General features: G+C 58.0%; 13 protein-coding genes and 1 tRNA gene. 9 read left to right on the top strand and 5 right to left on the bottom strand.

Features of this window, described 5'->3' with window-relative positions; translation table 11 throughout:
- Positions 1-28: 28 nt before the first annotated feature.
- A complete protein-coding gene (locus GH663_RS13870) occupies positions 29-1936 on the bottom strand; it encodes an ATP-binding cassette domain-containing protein (protein ID WP_153132310.1) in 1908 nt (635 codons plus the stop codon).
- Between the two features lie 63 nt (positions 1937-1999).
- On the opposite strand from GH663_RS13870, the gene GH663_RS13865 reads away from it, so the two are divergent.
- From GH663_RS13865 to GH663_RS13855, 3 genes are read left to right on the top strand one after another with little or no spacing between them, the layout of a single operon-like run.
- Positions 2000-3205: an HD-GYP domain-containing protein gene (locus GH663_RS13865; protein ID WP_153132309.1), complete on the top strand. Its 1206-nt coding sequence runs from the start codon at positions 2000-2002 to the stop codon at positions 3203-3205.
- The gene (locus GH663_RS13860; RefSeq protein ID WP_153132308.1) at positions 3169-3780 is read left to right on the top strand and encodes a hypothetical protein; all 612 of its coding nucleotides are present in this window, start codon (positions 3169-3171) and stop codon (positions 3778-3780) included. The genes GH663_RS13865 and GH663_RS13860 overlap by 37 nt, the downstream gene beginning before the upstream one ends.
- Positions 3781-3793: 13 nt before the next feature.
- Complete coding sequence (locus GH663_RS13855) at positions 3794-5005, top strand: HD-GYP domain-containing protein (protein ID WP_153132307.1); 1212 nt, start codon at positions 3794-3796, stop codon at positions 5003-5005.
- Here the strand turns inward: GH663_RS13855 and mutY are convergent.
- Positions 4977-6014 (bottom strand): A/G-specific adenine glycosylase, encoded by a 1038-nt coding sequence (gene mutY, locus GH663_RS13850; RefSeq protein WP_153132306.1) that lies wholly within the window; start codon positions 6012-6014, stop codon positions 4977-4979. The genes GH663_RS13855 and mutY overlap by 29 nt on opposite strands.
- 64 nt (positions 6015-6078) lie before the next feature.
- Here mutY and GH663_RS13845 point away from each other — a divergent pair, with 64 nt between their 5' ends.
- Positions 6079-6573, top strand: coding sequence for a flavin reductase family protein (locus GH663_RS13845; RefSeq protein ID WP_066883106.1), 495 nt, complete (start codon positions 6079-6081; stop codon positions 6571-6573).
- Between the two features lie 149 nt (positions 6574-6722).
- Positions 6723-6793: transfer RNA gene (locus GH663_RS13840), tRNA-Gly, on the top strand.
- Here the strand turns inward: GH663_RS13840 and GH663_RS13835 are convergent.
- Positions 6785-7024 carry a hypothetical protein gene (locus GH663_RS13835; protein ID WP_153132305.1) on the bottom strand — a complete coding sequence of 80 codons (240 nt, stop codon included), beginning with the start codon at positions 7022-7024 and terminating at the stop codon, positions 6785-6787. The two genes, GH663_RS13840 and GH663_RS13835, sit on opposite strands and share 9 nt — an antisense overlap.
- A gap of 55 nt (positions 7025-7079) precedes the next feature.
- Here GH663_RS13835 and GH663_RS13830 point away from each other — a divergent pair, with 55 nt between their 5' ends.
- From GH663_RS13830 to GH663_RS13820, 3 genes are read left to right on the top strand one after another with little or no spacing between them, the layout of a single operon-like run.
- Positions 7080-8474, top strand: coding sequence for a tyrosine-type recombinase/integrase (locus GH663_RS13830; RefSeq protein ID WP_153132304.1), 1395 nt, complete (start codon positions 7080-7082; stop codon positions 8472-8474).
- 5 nt (positions 8475-8479) lie between these two features.
- On the top strand, positions 8480-11824 hold the full coding sequence (locus tag GH663_RS13825; protein ID WP_153132303.1) for a hypothetical protein: 3345 nt from the start codon (positions 8480-8482) through the stop codon (positions 11822-11824).
- On the top strand, positions 11821-12501 hold the full coding sequence (locus GH663_RS13820) for a hypothetical protein (RefSeq protein ID WP_153132302.1): 681 nt from the start codon (positions 11821-11823) through the stop codon (positions 12499-12501). The genes GH663_RS13825 and GH663_RS13820 overlap by 4 nt, the downstream gene beginning before the upstream one ends.
- 95 nt (positions 12502-12596) lie before the next feature.
- Here GH663_RS13820 and GH663_RS13815 read toward each other — a convergent pair whose 3' ends face one another.
- Positions 12597-13727, bottom strand: a complete 1131-nt coding sequence (locus GH663_RS13815; protein ID WP_153132301.1) for a hypothetical protein — start codon at positions 13725-13727, stop codon at positions 12597-12599.
- A 7-nt stretch (positions 13728-13734) separates the two neighbouring features.
- Positions 13735-14346 carry a PIN domain-containing protein gene (locus GH663_RS13810; protein ID WP_153132300.1) on the bottom strand — a complete coding sequence of 204 codons (612 nt, stop codon included), beginning with the start codon at positions 14344-14346 and terminating at the stop codon, positions 13735-13737.
- 133 nt (positions 14347-14479) lie between these two features.
- Here GH663_RS13810 and GH663_RS13805 point away from each other — a divergent pair, with 133 nt between their 5' ends.
- Positions 14480-14749 carry a hypothetical protein gene (locus GH663_RS13805; protein ID WP_153132299.1) on the top strand — a complete coding sequence of 90 codons (270 nt, stop codon included), beginning with the start codon at positions 14480-14482 and terminating at the stop codon, positions 14747-14749.
- The last annotated feature ends 202 nt before the right edge of the window (positions 14750-14951 follow it).

Below are 14951 nucleotides of genomic sequence, written 5' to 3'. Positions count from 1 at the left end.
TAACTAGCAGAGCGGCGGCCGGCCGCGCCTAGTCGACGGTCGGCAGACTTTCGAGCAATTCGTGCACTTCCAACCAGCGCAGTTCGGCGGCATCGATCTGTTCGCCGAGTTCGCCGGCCTGGCGGTGTATTTCTTCGCTTTTTACCCGGTCGACCGCAGCATAGAAGTCCGGATCGGCGAACTGGGCGTCGAGTGCGGCCCTTTCCTCGTTCCACTTGGCCAGCTTGCGTTCCAGTTGCTCGATTTCCTTGACCAGCGGCCGGCGCTGGGTGAGCAGGGCCTGCCGGTTGGCCTTGGCGTCGGCGCGCTGTTGTAGGCGTTCGCTTTTCTCGGCGGCGACTTCCGGTTCCGGCGCTTTTTCGGCATTGCGCTGGCTGGCCAGCCAGGCGGCGTAGTCGTCGAGGTCGCCGTCGAACGGCTCGGCCTTGCCGTCGGCGACGAGCAGCAGTTCGTCGGCGCAGGTGCGCAGCAGGTGGCGGTCGTGCGAGACGAAGACCATGCCGCCTTCGTAGTCCTGCATGGCGAAGGTCAGGGCCTCGCGCATTTCGAGGTCGAGGTGATTGGTCGGCTCGTCGAGCAGCAGCAGGTTGGGCTTGGTGCGGATCAGCAGGGCCAGGGCCAGCCGAGATTTCTCGCCGCCGGAGAAAGGCTCGATGGCGCGCGTTGCCATGTCGCCGCGGAAGTCGAAGCCACCGATGTAATCGCGCAGTTCCTGCTCCGGCGTCGTCGGTTCGAGGCGGGCCAGGTGTTGCAGCGGCGACTCGTCCGGGCGCAACTGTTCGAGCTGGTGCTGGGCGAAATAGCCGATGTTCAGCGCCTTGGCTTCCTTGCGCTCGCCACCTTGTTGTTCGATGGCGCCGGCCAGCAACTTGATCAGCGTCGATTTGCCGGCGCCGTTGCGGCCGAGCAGGCCGATCCGGCAGCCGGGGCGGAGCACCATGCTGACGTTATCGAGAATCCTGCGGTCGACATAGCCGGCCGAGGCTTTTTCAATGGTCAGCAGCGGGTCGGGCAGCGCGTTCGGCTGGCGGAAGCTGAAATGGAAGGGCGAATCGACGTGGGCGGCAGCGACCATTTCCATCCGTTCCAGCGTCTTGATCCGGCTTTGCGCCTGGCGGGCCTTGGTCGCCTTGGCGCGGAAGCGTTCGATGAAGCTGTTGAGGTGGGCGATTTCGCGCTGCTGCGCTTCGAAGGCCGATTGCTGGTTGGCCAGGCGGGCGGCGCGGGCCCGTTCGTAGTCTGAATAGCCGCCGCTGGTCAGCGACAGGCGCTGCAGGTCGATCGAGATGATCTGGCCGACCACGGCATCGAGGAAGTCGCGGTCGTGCGAAATCAGCAGCAGCGTCGCCGGGGTGTTCTTCAGCCAGCTCTCCAGCCAGAAGACGGCATCGAGGTCGAGGTGGTTGGTCGGCTCGTCGAGCAGCAGCAGGTCGGCGCGGCAGGACAGGGCGCGGGCCAGGTTGAGGCGAACCCGCCAGCCGCCGGAGAAGTCGGCGACCGGGCGGGTGAAATCGGCATCCTTGAAGCCGAGGCCGTGCAGCACTTCGGCGGCGCGGGCCTTGGCCGAATAGCCGTCGATTTCACCGTAACGGGCATGCAGGTGGCCGATCGCCTCGCCGTCGCCACGCGCTTCGGCGGCCGCCAGTTCGCGTTCGACGCGGCGCAGTTCGAGGTCGCCATCCAGGACGAATTCAAGCGCCGCATCGGGCAGGGCCGGGGTTTCCTGGGTGACGCGGGCAATGTGCCAACTGGCCGGGATCTCGACATCGCCAGATTCGGCGTGCAGTTCGTTGGCAAGCAGCGCGAACAGGCTGGATTTGCCGCAGCCGTTGGCGCCGACGACGCCGACTTTCCAGCCGGGGTGCAACTGAACGGAGGCATCGATGACCAGCGGGCGGCCGGCGCGGGCGAAGGTGACTTGGCGGAGGGCGATCATGAGGCGGACGATTATAGCGGCGCCGTGCGCTAGAATTGCCTCAATTCGCAACGTTTTGACCTCATGATCAAGCAAATTCGCGCTGAACAGCTCAAGCCGGGGATGTATATCCACGATCTCAATTGCGGCTGGCTGGACCATCCCTTCATCTCGAACGCTTTTCACGTTCGCGATACGGTGACGGTGGACAAGATCGTCAAGCTCGGCATCCGCGAGTTGTATATCGACACGCTGAAGGGGGCGGACGTCTGGGAGGGGCGTACCCAGCAGGAGGTCAATGCCGACCTCGAACGGCGCCTGCAGGAAATCGCCCAGAAGCAGCCTGAAAAGCCGATCAGTACCGAGCTGAAGGAAGAGACGGCACGGGCCCGGCGCCTGCATGGCGAGGCCAACAAGATCATTCGCCACATGATGGATGACATCCGTCTCGGTCAGCAAATCCAGGTCGAGCGCGTCGAACCGCTGGTCGAGGGCATGGTCGATTCGATCTTTCGAAATCAGGATGCGCTGTTGCCGCTGGCCCGCCTGAAACGCCACGACGACTACACTTTTGCCCATTCGGTCAGCGTGTGCGCCTTGCTCGTTGCTTTCGGCCGCGGCATGAAGCTGGAGCGCGCGGTGATCAAGGATCTGGCGATGGGCGGCCTGCTGCACGATGTCGGCAAGGCACGCATTCCCGACCAGATCCTCAACAAGCCTGCCAAGCTGAGCGATGAGGAATTCACCCGGATGCAGTCGCACGTCGCGCAAGGCGTCGTCCTGCTCAAAGACTCGCCGGGCGTAAGCAAGATCGCGCTGCAGGTGGTCGGCGAGCACCACGAACGCTTCGACGGCACCGGCTATCCGCGCCATCTGGCCGACGAGAAGATTTCGTTGTATGGCCAGATGGCAGCCATCGTCGATGTGTACGACGCCATCTCGTCGGAGCGGGTCTATCACAAGGGCATGCCGCCGACGCAGGCGCTGAAGAAACTGCTCGAATGGAGCAGCCACCACTTCGACCAGCAACTGGTGCAGTCCTTCATCCGCGCCATCGGTATCTACCCGACCGGCACCCTGGTCCAGCTTGAAAGCAAGCGCCTGGGCGTCGTCACCGAGCAAAATGAAGGTAACCTGCTGGAACCGGTGGTGCGCATCTTCTACCACGCCGGCCAGCAGCACTATATTCCGCCGGAGATCGTCGATCTCTCCAAGGTGCAGGACCGCATCGGCAGTTTTGAGAGTTACGAGAAATGGAAAATCGACCCCTATCAATGGTTGCCCGCCTGATCCTGTTGTTGGCCCTGAGCTTTTCGGCGCAGGCCGCCGAGGACGGGCCGAGCGCCGAGTTGCAGGCCGACTGGGCCAGCCGGCTGGAGCGGGCCGCCGAGTTGCAGGCCGAAGGCAAGGCCCGCCAGGCCGAGGCCGAGCGGCTCCATGCCGAGAAAGATGCCGCCTGTTTCAAGAAATTCCTGGTTAATTCCTGTCGGGCCGAGGCGCGCAGCGAATTTATCGCGGCTTCGCGGGCCGGCAAGAACATCGAAAACGAAGGCAAGGCGCTCGAGCGCCTGGTCAAGAAAGAGCAGCGCGCCGATAGCGACCGGCGGCACAGCGAGGCAGCGCCGCAACGGGAAGCCGAATTGAAGCAGCGCGAAGCTGAAACGACAGCCGAGCGTCAGGCAATCGCCGCGGAAGAGGCAGCAACGCGGGCCGACAAGGCGAAAAAGGCGGAGGAGGGTGCCCGTCGCAAGGCGGCCGAGGCCGAAAGGCAGCGCCAGAAGCAGGAAGAACACGCGGCCAAGGTCGCCGCCCAGAAGGAAAAGGCCGCGCGCAAGGCGGCCGAGACTTCCGAACGGATGCCCTGACCGGGCGACGGGCGTGATCCGCAAGATCTCCGTCCACGATCTGCTGCCCGGCATGTATGTCGTGGATTTGCACAAGCGCTGGCTGGAGCACAACGTCTGGCGCCAGCGTTTCGCGGTCCGCGACGAAGCTCACGTCAAGACGCTGATCGCCGAGGGCATTACCGAAGTCAGCATCGATACCGCCCGTGGCATCGATCTGCCACCGTCGCCGATCGCCCGCATCAACGAGGTCGAGCGCAAGTTCCTGTCGTTGACCGAACGGATCAAGGCCGCACCGCGCCAGGTCTCGCTCGGCGAGGAGCGGCGCCGGGCCGGGCGCCTGCTCAACGAGGCGAGCGGTGTCGTCAGCGACCTGATGCTGGCCGCCCAGGCCGGCCGCGAGGTCGATGCCGCCCGGCTGGAGCCGGTGGTTGGCAAGATGATCGAATCGGTGGCGCGCAATCCGGACGCCCTGGTTCCGCTGGCCCGCCTGAAGCGCCTCGATGCCTACGCCACCGAGCATGCCGTGGCGACCGCCTCGCTGATCATCGCCCTCGGCCACCAGCAGGGCCTGGCGCAGCCGGAGCTGGAAAAGCTGGCCCTCGGCACGATGGTCAAGGACATCGGCCATGCCGCGATCGATGCCCGCCTGATGACCAAGCCCGGGATGCTGTCGCAGGCCGAATATTCAGTCGTCCAGGGTCATGTCGAGGAAGGGCTGGCCGTCCTTGAAGCAACTTCACGGCTGTCCGCAACGTCGGTGATGGTGGTGCTGGAGCATCACGAACGCTACAACGGCTGCGGCTATCCCTACCGGATGGCCGGCGACGAGATTTCGCAGGCCGGACGAATGGCGGCGATTGTCGATAGTTACGATGCGATGACCTCCGACCGCCCCTACCGGCCGGCCATTTCACCCTCGCACGCCTTGCGCCAGCTATTCGATCAGGGTGGCACGCAGTTCGATCCGGCGCTGGTCGCCGCCTTTGTCCGGACGGTCGGCGTCTATCCGGTCGGCACGCTGGTCCTGCTCGAAAGCGGCCATCTCGCCGTGGTCGACGAAGTACATCACGACAAGCCGCTCAGCCCGGTGGTCCGCGTCATCTACCACACCGGCCGCCGGCAGTACGTGGCGCCGGTCGAGGTCGACCTGTCGCGCAAGGTCGGCAACCACTACGGCCAGATTGTCCGGGCCGAAACCTACGAACGCTGGGGCCTCAGCCCCGTGCGCTGGCAACCTGTCTGATCAGCTTGCGGATCGGGGTCGGCACGCCGGCCTCGGCCGCCTTGTCCAGTGCCAGCCATTCCAGACCCGCTTCGGCGCAGCCGGTACTGGCCGCCACCGTGCACAGCGTCGGCTGCAAGGTGAGCCGGAAATGCGTGAAGGCGTGCTTGAGCGATGCCAACGGCTGCCGTTCGGTGGCCTGCAGACCGAGGCGTGCCAGCGTCGCCTCGACCTCGCCTTCCGGCGGCACCAGCAAGCCGCCCCACAAGCCGCTCGGCGGCCGGCGTTCGAGCAGCAGGCGGGCGCCGTCGGTGATCAGCACGAAGCTGGCCGAGCGTTCCGGCACCGGGGCGCGCGGGCGGGCCGTCGGCAATTCCGCCTGGCGGCCGTCGCGGCAGGCGATGCAGTCGGTGGCCATCGGGCAGTAGCCGCAGCGCGGCCGGGCCCGGGTGCACAGCGTGGCGCCGAGGTCCATCAGGCCCTGCGTGTAGGCCTCGATATCGGTTTCCGGCAGCAGGCTTTCGGCCAATGCCCACAGGCTGCGGTCGACGGCGCTGGCGCCGGGAAAACCGTCAATCCCGAACTGCCGGCACAGCACCCGCTTGACGTTGCCGTCGAGAATCGCCGCCCGCTGCCCGAAGGCAAAAGCGGCGATGGCGGCGGCGGTGGAGCGGCCGATGCCGGGCAGTTCGGCCAGTTGCTCGGCGGCTTTCGGGAATTTTCCGGCGTGTACCGCGGCAATCTGCTGGGCGCAGCGATGCAGGTTGCGCGCCCGGGCGTAATAGCCGAGGCCGGCCCAATGCTCGATGACCTGTTCGATCGGTGCCGCGGCCAGGGCCTGCACATCGGGAAAGCTGGCGAGAAAACGCTGGTAGTAGGGAATCACCGTGGCGACCTGCGTCTGCTGCAACATGATCTCGGAGAGCCAGATGCGGTAAGGGTCGCGCGTGTTCTGCCAGGGCAGTTCATGGCGGCCTGCGGCCTTCTGCCAGGTGATCAGGCGTTCAGTAAAAGAGTGCTGCGTGGCCAATTCTGCCTCGACGTGTGCTGCGGGAGCACGGATAATACGGCCTTTTGACGCAGATCAAGTCCCGATGACCCAACCCCAATCCGACAGCCGCGCCCTGCGCAATGCCCTCGGGCGCTTCGCCACCGGCATCGCCATCGTCACGGCCATTGATCCGGATGGCCACCCCATCGGCCTGACCGTCAATTCGTTTTCGGCCGTTTCGCTCGACCCGGCGCTGGTCCTCTGGTGCCTCGATAACAACTCGCACAACCTGGAAGCCTTCCGCCGGGCCAGCCACCACGCCATCAATATCCTGGCCGACAACCAGCAGGACCTCTCCAACCGTTTCGCCACCTGGCCGGCCGACCGCTTCGCCGGCCTGCCCTGGCACGCCGGCATCGGCGGCGCCCCGGTCTTCCCCGGCTGCTGCGCGACCTTCGAAGTCGCCAACGAAACGCAACATGCCGGTGGCGACCACATCATCTTCGTCGGCCGCGTCGAACGTTTCGGCGAACGGGTCGATCTCGCCCCGCTGCTTTTCCACGCCGGGCAGTACCGGACTCTCGCCGACAAGGATTGAACCCGGCCGCTTCTGCGCTTAGAATGCTGCCTTCTGCCCAGAGCGGGCGTCGTATAATGGTAATACCCTAGCTTCCCAAGCTAGAGCCGTGGGTTCTTATTACAGGCTAATCCAGATGCACATTAGGATGGCCACAAGCAGGTCGCAATGCGGGTGTAGTTTAATGGTAGAACGGTAGCTTCCCAAGCTGCATACGAGGGTTCGATTCCCTTCACCCGCTCATTTCTTCTCGGGTCTTGCCTTCTGCCGCATTTAGTGGCAAATCAAAACAAATTACTTGGGCATAGGCCGCGTTTAGCCTATCGCCAGTTGCATATTGTGCTGGCTGAGCACGTTCATCGTTAGCTTGAGCCCAACGCCATTTCCAATTAATTAGTTGCACGTTGCCACTAATTTTTAATAAAAAATGGCATTTATCCTCACTTTGTCGCAATTTACGACTAAATTGCATAATTTTTTAGGGTGATTTAGCCTCCAGCCCGTTGCGTGTTTTGTGAGGGCGGCTGGTGCTGAAAAATGTTTCCTTAGTCAAAACGAGGCTAAACGGAAAACAGTCGTGGCGGCTGCTCGACCCCAACGGTCACCCTATTTACGCCTTCGATATTTTCGCCAAGACCGTTCAGCGCCGCTCAGTAAACACGCGAGCCAACTATTGCAGGTGGCTTGCCGAATTTTTCGATTACTTGTTCGAAGCCTCCGTATGGGTGCCGGCAGGACAGGACGGCAATGTAAGCCACGATACTCTTCTGGAGGTTATTGAGGCCTACGACGATTACTTGGTGCTCGGCTCAGATTCCGGCAAAGAGATTGCGTGTTGGGTCGATGGGACGTTGCCGTCGCCACGGAATTCACATAGCTCGTCTTCAACCAAGCATGCCGCTATCAGGTGCTTCTTGAAGCTGTCCGAGCGAGTCCGTTTACAGATGCTGGAACTGACTAAGTTCGGTGTCAGCTCTACCTGTATCGGTGAGGAAAAGCTGCTCTTTGGCATCGGTGAAAAACACGAGCTCCCCAACTTCCAACGTCGTGCGCTAGTCGCCAACTCGATGTTGGCGGGGGTAATTGCTGGTGGGCCGAAGTTGATTGAGGAAGGTATCTTGCCTACCACTGCACCGGACCTCAGCTACAAGCATGAACGGGCATTCCCGTTTGACAAGCTAGCCGACGTTTTAGTCCACCTCACGACGTACCGAGACAAAGCGTTATATGCCTTCTGTGGCGCAAGCGGCTGCCGAATTAGCGAAGCGTTGCAACTGCTCTGGGAGGATGTCGACACGGCAACGCAGGCTGTGCGCTTGGTGGACCCTAAGAGCCGGCCAAATTGTCGCTCCTACATTGCGCTAACCTCGGAGGAGCGAGACCGTCTTGTTTGGAAAGGAAGGACAACGTCCGTAACCCTGCTTATTGACCCCTTTGCAACAATGTTTTTCGAGGCGTTGGCTTCATACCTTCGCCATGAATATATCCCGCATGGACGGCATAGCTTCATCTTTCAGTACACCAGAATGGAGGAGCAAGGTGTGCCTTATTACTTGGCTACAGCGTCTTCGCGCAATGGTGTCCTTAAAAGGGCCATCAAACTTGGAGGGGTTCAGGACCTAGAAGGGCCCCATTCATTGCGGCACATGTATGGCACCTATCTCCTGAACTATTTCCCCCGCCCTGATGGAACGTTTGGGCTTCCCATTGGGCTGGTGCAGAAGCTCTTGGGGCATCGTCAGGTCAATCACACGGCAAAGTACGCTCGTTACGACAGAGACCTGCTAGAAGCTGAACTGAAATACGCAAATATGATGCTCTTCGGCAATGGCAAGGTGCGTTCGGTAAATGAGCTGAAGCGTATGGCCTTGTTGTCCCGACTTGCAGAGGTTGAAGCTCTGATGGCGGAAGATGAAAGATAAGTCGGATGATTAATACGACGAAGGGTGAGCTTGTTTTTCTCCAGACCGGCGAGGAACTACATACAAGTGTCGTGGTGGCTCTTCGCAATGCCAGTAACTGGTTGCTACAGGCGTACGGACTTCAAGACATCGCACTGTCCACGGTTACGACGAAGAGCCATCTGGAGGCCGCTCTGCCTGCTCATATTGAACGATTTATCCTGCGAGATGGCCACGCACACTTCGACGAGCAGTATGTGAAGGACGTCTTCGCCTTCACTAGCGCTGGTGAGGGTCATTGTTCCCCCAATCAATATGCGGCTGTAACGCGTAGCCAAGGCGGGTATCGCAAATCGTACCTTCCGCCGCTGCGCCGGGGCTTTTCGACCTTCCTAATTGCCTTGCATGTCCGCCGTGCGATAGTCCTGCCATTTTCATTTCAATGGCCTTGGGCGCTCGAATCACCCAGTAATCGCTCCATCAGTGGAAGGCGTGAACTGTGCCCGCTTGACCAGTTGCCTGAGTTGTTGCGGTTCATCCGCTCAGTGAACTACCGTGAGGGCGTCCATCAGACCGAAGAAGTATTCAATGCATACACCTCAAAACAGCGGGAGCGTCTTGTTTGGGTCTGTCAGCGGCTCATTGTTGCAGGTGGATGGCTTGAGCCTGAGGATGTTACCTACGAAAATATGCTGTCGCTCAGAACTGCAAACGACGAAACTGGATTTTCCGGAGGCCAAGACCTTGGTCTGCTTATGCTTGCCGACCTACTCGAGCGTAAATACGGCGATGCTTCGCCAGTTAATGCTGCCGGCTGGCGCTCGGCGCTCGTGACCGCGAAACCAACGAGAATGCTTGGGCGTATCGAAGGCATACTCGGTAAGGGCGACGTCAATCTTTTGGAGCAGACTGCGGCGCTAACTCCCGCGTCCATGGCGCCCGATGTACTGGCAAAGGTGGAATGTCTTCCCGGGCTTGAGTTCGACTTTAAGGCGAATTCGGAAACCTGGATTAGTATTCAACGTACGTTCTTGCGCAAAGTTCGGTCGGAGAACAAGAAGCAGCGTGTCACCGCTCTGGGATACCTAAACATATACCTCTTCGGCTACCTACCTTATTGGTATGCGGATAATCCCGGCTTCAAGTTCGAGTTTCCTTCGACCCCAGCCAAGCTTACGTCGGCAGTATTTGTTTCCGAACTGGGCCTACTCGACGGTCAATTACGCCCGTTGGCATTAGTAGAGTTCCTTGAAATTAGCGCTCAAGTCCGAAAGTGGGAACCCTCCACCCATTACGGCCTGCTGAAGCAGGTCGAGCAATTGTTCAAGTTTATTGAGCGGCAATGCAATTCTCTTCCGGGGTCTAGAGACTTTCGCCAACCAATACAGAAATTTGACTACCCCGCAGTCACGAAATCGTCCGGAACAAACAAGCGCCCGATTCCACGGCGTGTCTTCAAGCTGCTTCTATCTTATTTAGAGACATTGGCAACTTTTTCGGCCGTCATTCTAGAACGGGTGGTATCGGGTGAGATTGGGGATGAAGCACTTGTCGGCCTTCACGCAACCGGGACGACCCTCGATTGCTTCGAGCGCCAAAACGCCATCGGATTCATACCAGTCCTCTTCCATAAAGGAAGAGCGTACCCATTGAGGCGAATTCCTAATGTTTTCTACGTAGAGGAGAGGAAGCTAAAGGGCCGCGGTTATGCCAAGGTGCCGCATCCGCATGCGCTGCATCAGATTATTGTTTCGCTCTACACTGGATTGCGCCATAACCACATTCAGTGGCTCGATTGCGAGACCTTTGACCGGTATGTTGACGACGAGCATAGTAGCCGGGAATTTGCAGAACTTCACGTCAATACAGACAAAAGGAAGTTGAAACCCTGGAAGCCGTTCGTGAATTTTAAAGTCATTGAGATTCTCAGGCGGCAGCGAGCGTGGCGTGAACTTATTGATGAGCCGGAGTTCAATAGGAAGGTTTTTTACAACAATAACCCCGAAACCAAATGGGGATGCTTTTACCCATTATTTGCGCATGCGTCAGATGGGCGTCCGCACAGCGATGAGTTTTACTCATCGTGTTGGGCACGGTTACTAGGTGGCCTTCAAAGCCTGCTAAGCACAGTCGGGGAACATGGGATTCGATTGATTCGCTTCTTGCCCTCTGGTGTTGCATACGATGACCCGAACATGGATGAAAAGCTACGTGAATACGGGGGCAGCCAAACCCGGGTTTGCAACCTCCGCATAAAGTCAGTCAGCACTCCTCATAGTGCTCGTGTTAGCCTAGTTTCGCATGCAATTTGTGTTCTCCCGGCAGACCTCATTGGTCGGTGCTTTACTGGGCAAACAGAGGCTACTGTCTATCATTATGTCGTTCCTGATGAGGATGAGACCTATGCAGAGCAGCAGCGGCAACATTTGTCTCTACGGGACAAAGGCTATGAACAGGGCTATGAGGCAATGCTGCGAGCTAGTCCAGGACGAAGGGGGCCGTACATCAAGGCGGACGACGTAAATTCAAATCTCTCAAAGAGCTTCAAGGCCAATTTCGAAGAGACGATTTCCGCTTATGGATGTATCAGTCTGACCTTCGGGGAGGAGAGCAAGACAGGTCTTGATGTCCTTAGAGATACCAGAGCAGTTGGCGCAGTTGAGAACAAGACCGAAATCTGCCCGTACGGTAATCAGTGTCCTCGTGAGGTAGTGACCCAGCTCAAGGGGTGGAAGCGATGTGGTCCGTGCCCATTTGCTGTTCGTTCTATAGACCATCTCCCGGCAATTACTGCAACGATACGACAGGTGCTTGAAGGTCTGTCAGAAATTGAGCTGCGAATTGCGGCAGCGGAGTCGAATAATGACTTTACCGCTGATGAGTTGGATTCTCTCGAGCAGACTCGCGACGTTCTTGCTGAAGACCTAGCAGCGTGGCAGATGGCTGCCGAGGTGCTTGAGATGATGCGTCAACGTATCGCAGTAGGAGTAAGCACAAAATCCTGGCATGTGCAGAAGCCGGAAATCATAGAAAAGCACCTCAGTCGAGCGTTGTTTCCCACCGATACGACCGAGTATGTGTTGGCACGCCTTGCAGAGAGTGAAGCTTTTCCGATGCTCGAAAGCCCGCAAATCAGGGCGCGGTTTGACTTGCTGCGCCGACAGCTACTCGCAAATACGGGCAACATCCGAGCTGCTTTGAAGCTGGAGCTATCTGCCAATCCTGCCGCTGAATGTCTCGGAATGCTGCGTTCGATTGTGGCAGCTCACCACCTCACGCTGTGTGACCTGAAGCGTATGCTGGAATCGGATGCCGACCTTGACTCATTTCCCAGTAGACCGCTCAAATTACTCCCGCGGGAGGTAGCGTGACAAAGCCAAAGTTGCCTACTGCAATAACGAAGGCAAAGAAGCACCCAGCTAACCCCTTCAAAGGCTATCAGGACAAGGTCGTTCAGGGACGTGAACAGATAATCGCTCGATATCTCGCGTCCTTGCGGAAAACTCGGGCTAAATTCGAATACGTCACCGACCTGGCAAAGGCCGTTGCTGAACAAGTTGAACTCGCCGAAGGAAAGCCGTGTTGCTTCACTACGCTGCTTCGGAACAAGCGCTACAAGGCTTTGCTGCTGAATTTCATGGCAATGCGGTCTGGGACTGACTCCGTCCGAGTGTCCGAGCCTATGGCCCAGGCAGTCATTCATACCGTGGAACTCGAGTTGGGTAACTTAAAGCGCGACAACGACCGCCTGCGCGCCTACATAGCGGACCTCGAGGCGCGCCTGAATGAGCAACCAATATTGCCGTCCTTACCTACGCAGCAACCAGATAGCTTAGACGTACTGCCTCGGTTATTTAACGAAAAGGCGCTTGCGTGCAAAGCTTTGTGGTTGATACTGGAACACTTCAAGGACTTGGTCAGTATTGACACAGACCGCGACTGCATCATCGACCTCGCAGCCTCGAAGCGCAAAAACGTCATCGTAGAGCCAGAAGTCGCACGGGGCTTTCTCGACTGGGCCCGGGCGAATTCCATGGTTGGCAATTAGGCAACGAGTTATGGTGAGCGCGAGATGGAGATGTTGAGCGGAAAGGCTCTTGGAGCAGCCTACCCTTAGGCTTGAGTATCTAAATTCGATTGCCATCACAACGTCACTGAACAGGAGAGTCCAGTAAAGCTGCGCCCTGGGCTGGCTGTGCACTCATGGCCATTCGCAGGGCAGACAAGCATCGGGCCTGAGTACGAAAAACTCTTCACATTGATGGTCTTCTTGTCCTGTGAGACGACGCCATCAATCGAGAACATTGCCACCCCCGCACTTAATCTCCCCGGCCCAGATTTGGGTGTGCCAACTGAGTAGTGCCCATGGGAGAACATCCATTTCCCGGCATGGTTGTATGCATCTGTTCGGTAAGTGTAGTCGCTGCCAGAGTTACTTGCTGTGCCCCCAAACTTGGCTAGCTGCAACTTGACCAATTCAGCGGTAACGTGGCCGACCTGATTGTCCTGCCAAGGTACCTGGTCGGCAGTAAACTTTGCCACCCCATCGTCCTGGAGCCGGGCAGCAAGCTCCCAGCCCCGGGTAACCCTGCTATAAGCCTTTCCATCGACCATAACCTGCCCCGTGTTCGGGTCTATCCACCCTGTTTTTCCGCTATCGCTGAAGCTCGACAAGGCTGGATTGGCTAGGTCAGCGGAAAAGCTGTCACCATTTATTGTGAAGGCGACGGGGATGACATCCATTGCGAATGTGGCGCACTGTGCTTTGTAACTACCATCTGGGTTCTGGGTCGCCAGCGCCCCCGTAGAGCCTTGTGGGCTCCAGACCGAATCACAGCCCGTCTCTCTATATTGTGTAGGCGTATCGGTATATCCGCCGGGAGGAGGCGTGTAGACGACTGGTTTATTGACCAATGCCGGCAGGAAAACCTTGTCGCCAGCAGGAGTACCGCCGGTGATGGAAACAAGGGTAGGTGTGGCACCGGAGAGCTTGAAATTCAACTCTAAGGAAAGCGCCACGTTGCCAGGCTCAGGCTCAGGCCCGCCTTTCGTGAATGGAAAGGCTCCCGGAGCATTGACACCCCACGCGCCATCCAATTGGGCTCCAACATTGACCGCCAAGGGTGGAAGCTTACAACTTCCAATTCGCTCCGTGGAAGCCTCGGTTTTATTTGGTTGCAAACGATTATCTGCGGGATGGTCGGTGCAGGCAGCAAAAGCTAGTGGCGTTATGAACAGCGCAAGTTTCGCTCTGGAGAGGGGCGATGTTGTCATAAGAGGGTCAGCTAGCTTGTGTTTCCAACGGGAGCGCATACGACACCTTTGTGCCATCGACCTTCACATAGCCAAGGTTGCACAAAGCCGTGAACAGTTGAGTGAGGTGTTGCTCGGGAAGCTCCTTCTTGAACAACGCATGCAGGGTGCTGAGCAGTGTCTTCTGCGTACGCGGCTTCGAGGCCTTACGCCGAATAAGGTCAGCAACGATGATGTCAATCTGAGCGTCGGCGGCTGGCGGCAAGGAGGGCTTGAAGTAAGGCATTTCCGCAATACAGGCAGAACGCTGGGCAAATATCTTCTTTCCCTTGAGATGCTTGATTAGGGGGTCGAAACCGGAGTCCTTGGAAATGATATGGAAGAATACTGAGGGGTCTTCAGCTGAGAGCAACCCAACGTAGTAGGCAATGTGGAAGTCCAGCGCATTGCTTCCGGCGCTCTCTAGGAGCACGTACTCGACGCTGCTCCCAAGGGTTTGAAGCGATGCGGCAAGCGCGACCGGAATCTTCGTTTGATTTGGACCGAGAAACAACTTGACCTTGAATGGCCCATCCTTGAGCAGCCCAAAGTCTTTCGGTTGGACATTTTCAAAATCGACAAGAACGATATTGGTACGCAATCAGGTCTCCGCATGCTAAGTGGGTGCTCCTCCGTGCGCCCTTGGTAATCATAGCGCATACGCATTGGCACTTCATCGGCTCGCCACCAAAACTGGCGCTCCGCTGCCATCCATTTTGGTAATTGATTCGGTAATGAAGAACGTCAGCGAGCGGGAGAACCTGGAATTTTTCCAAGCCTTCTACAGCATGGTGTACGAACTTGCTGCGGGCGAACTTAAAGACACACAGTTCATTATCATTGATAAAGAGATGTTTCCCGTTCCCGAGGATTTGGATTTGGAATTGAAGTTCAGTTCCCATCACATGGCTCCAGGCAGCCGAGAACACCACCCTCTGGTGCCGTACTACAACGTGCCTGAGGATAAGAAGCAGTCACCAGAGTCAGACAAGGATGAGACTTAAAACAGATTGAATACCAAATGTTGCCAACGCGCTGCAAGGCCGACGCTTAGGAACGTTCGTTCTGTGAAATGGCTGATAGTACGGACTGTGACAATAGAACTTTTACAGATTTCACTCGTGAAATTATCAACGTATTGATTTTATGTAGATTGTGCGTTGCCCTAATGAAGAAAAATCCTTCGAAGTTATATATGGATTTAGT

This window comes from Dechloromonas hortensis (assembly GCF_009469765.1).
GTDB classification, from domain to species: Bacteria; Pseudomonadota; Gammaproteobacteria; order Burkholderiales; family Rhodocyclaceae; genus Azonexus; species Azonexus hortensis.
This window is presented reverse-complemented; position numbering and strand designations above follow the sequence as displayed.

Excerpts from the sequence above, each read along its gene's own strand:
- GH663_RS13870 (WP_153132310.1), bottom strand. The coding sequence starts at position 1,936 with ATGATCGCCCTCCGCCAAGTCACCTTCGCCCGCGCCGGCCGCCCGCTG.
- GH663_RS13865 (WP_153132309.1), top strand. The coding sequence starts at position 2,000 with ATGATCAAGCAAATTCGCGCTGAACAGCTCAAGCCGGGGATGTATATC.
- GH663_RS13860 (WP_153132308.1), top strand. The coding sequence starts at position 3,169 with ATGGAAAATCGACCCCTATCAATGGTTGCCCGCCTGATCCTGTTGTTG.
- GH663_RS13845 (WP_066883106.1), top strand. The coding sequence starts at position 6,079 with ATGACCCAACCCCAATCCGACAGCCGCGCCCTGCGCAATGCCCTCGGG.
- GH663_RS13835 (WP_153132305.1), bottom strand. The coding sequence starts at position 7,024 with ATGCAATTTAGTCGTAAATTGCGACAAAGTGAGGATAAATGCCATTTT.
- GH663_RS13825 (WP_153132303.1), top strand. The coding sequence starts at position 8,480 with ATGATTAATACGACGAAGGGTGAGCTTGTTTTTCTCCAGACCGGCGAG.
- GH663_RS13815 (WP_153132301.1), bottom strand. The coding sequence starts at position 13,727 with ATGACAACATCGCCCCTCTCCAGAGCGAAACTTGCGCTGTTCATAACG.
- GH663_RS13805 (WP_153132299.1), top strand. The coding sequence starts at position 14,480 with ATGAAGAACGTCAGCGAGCGGGAGAACCTGGAATTTTTCCAAGCCTTC.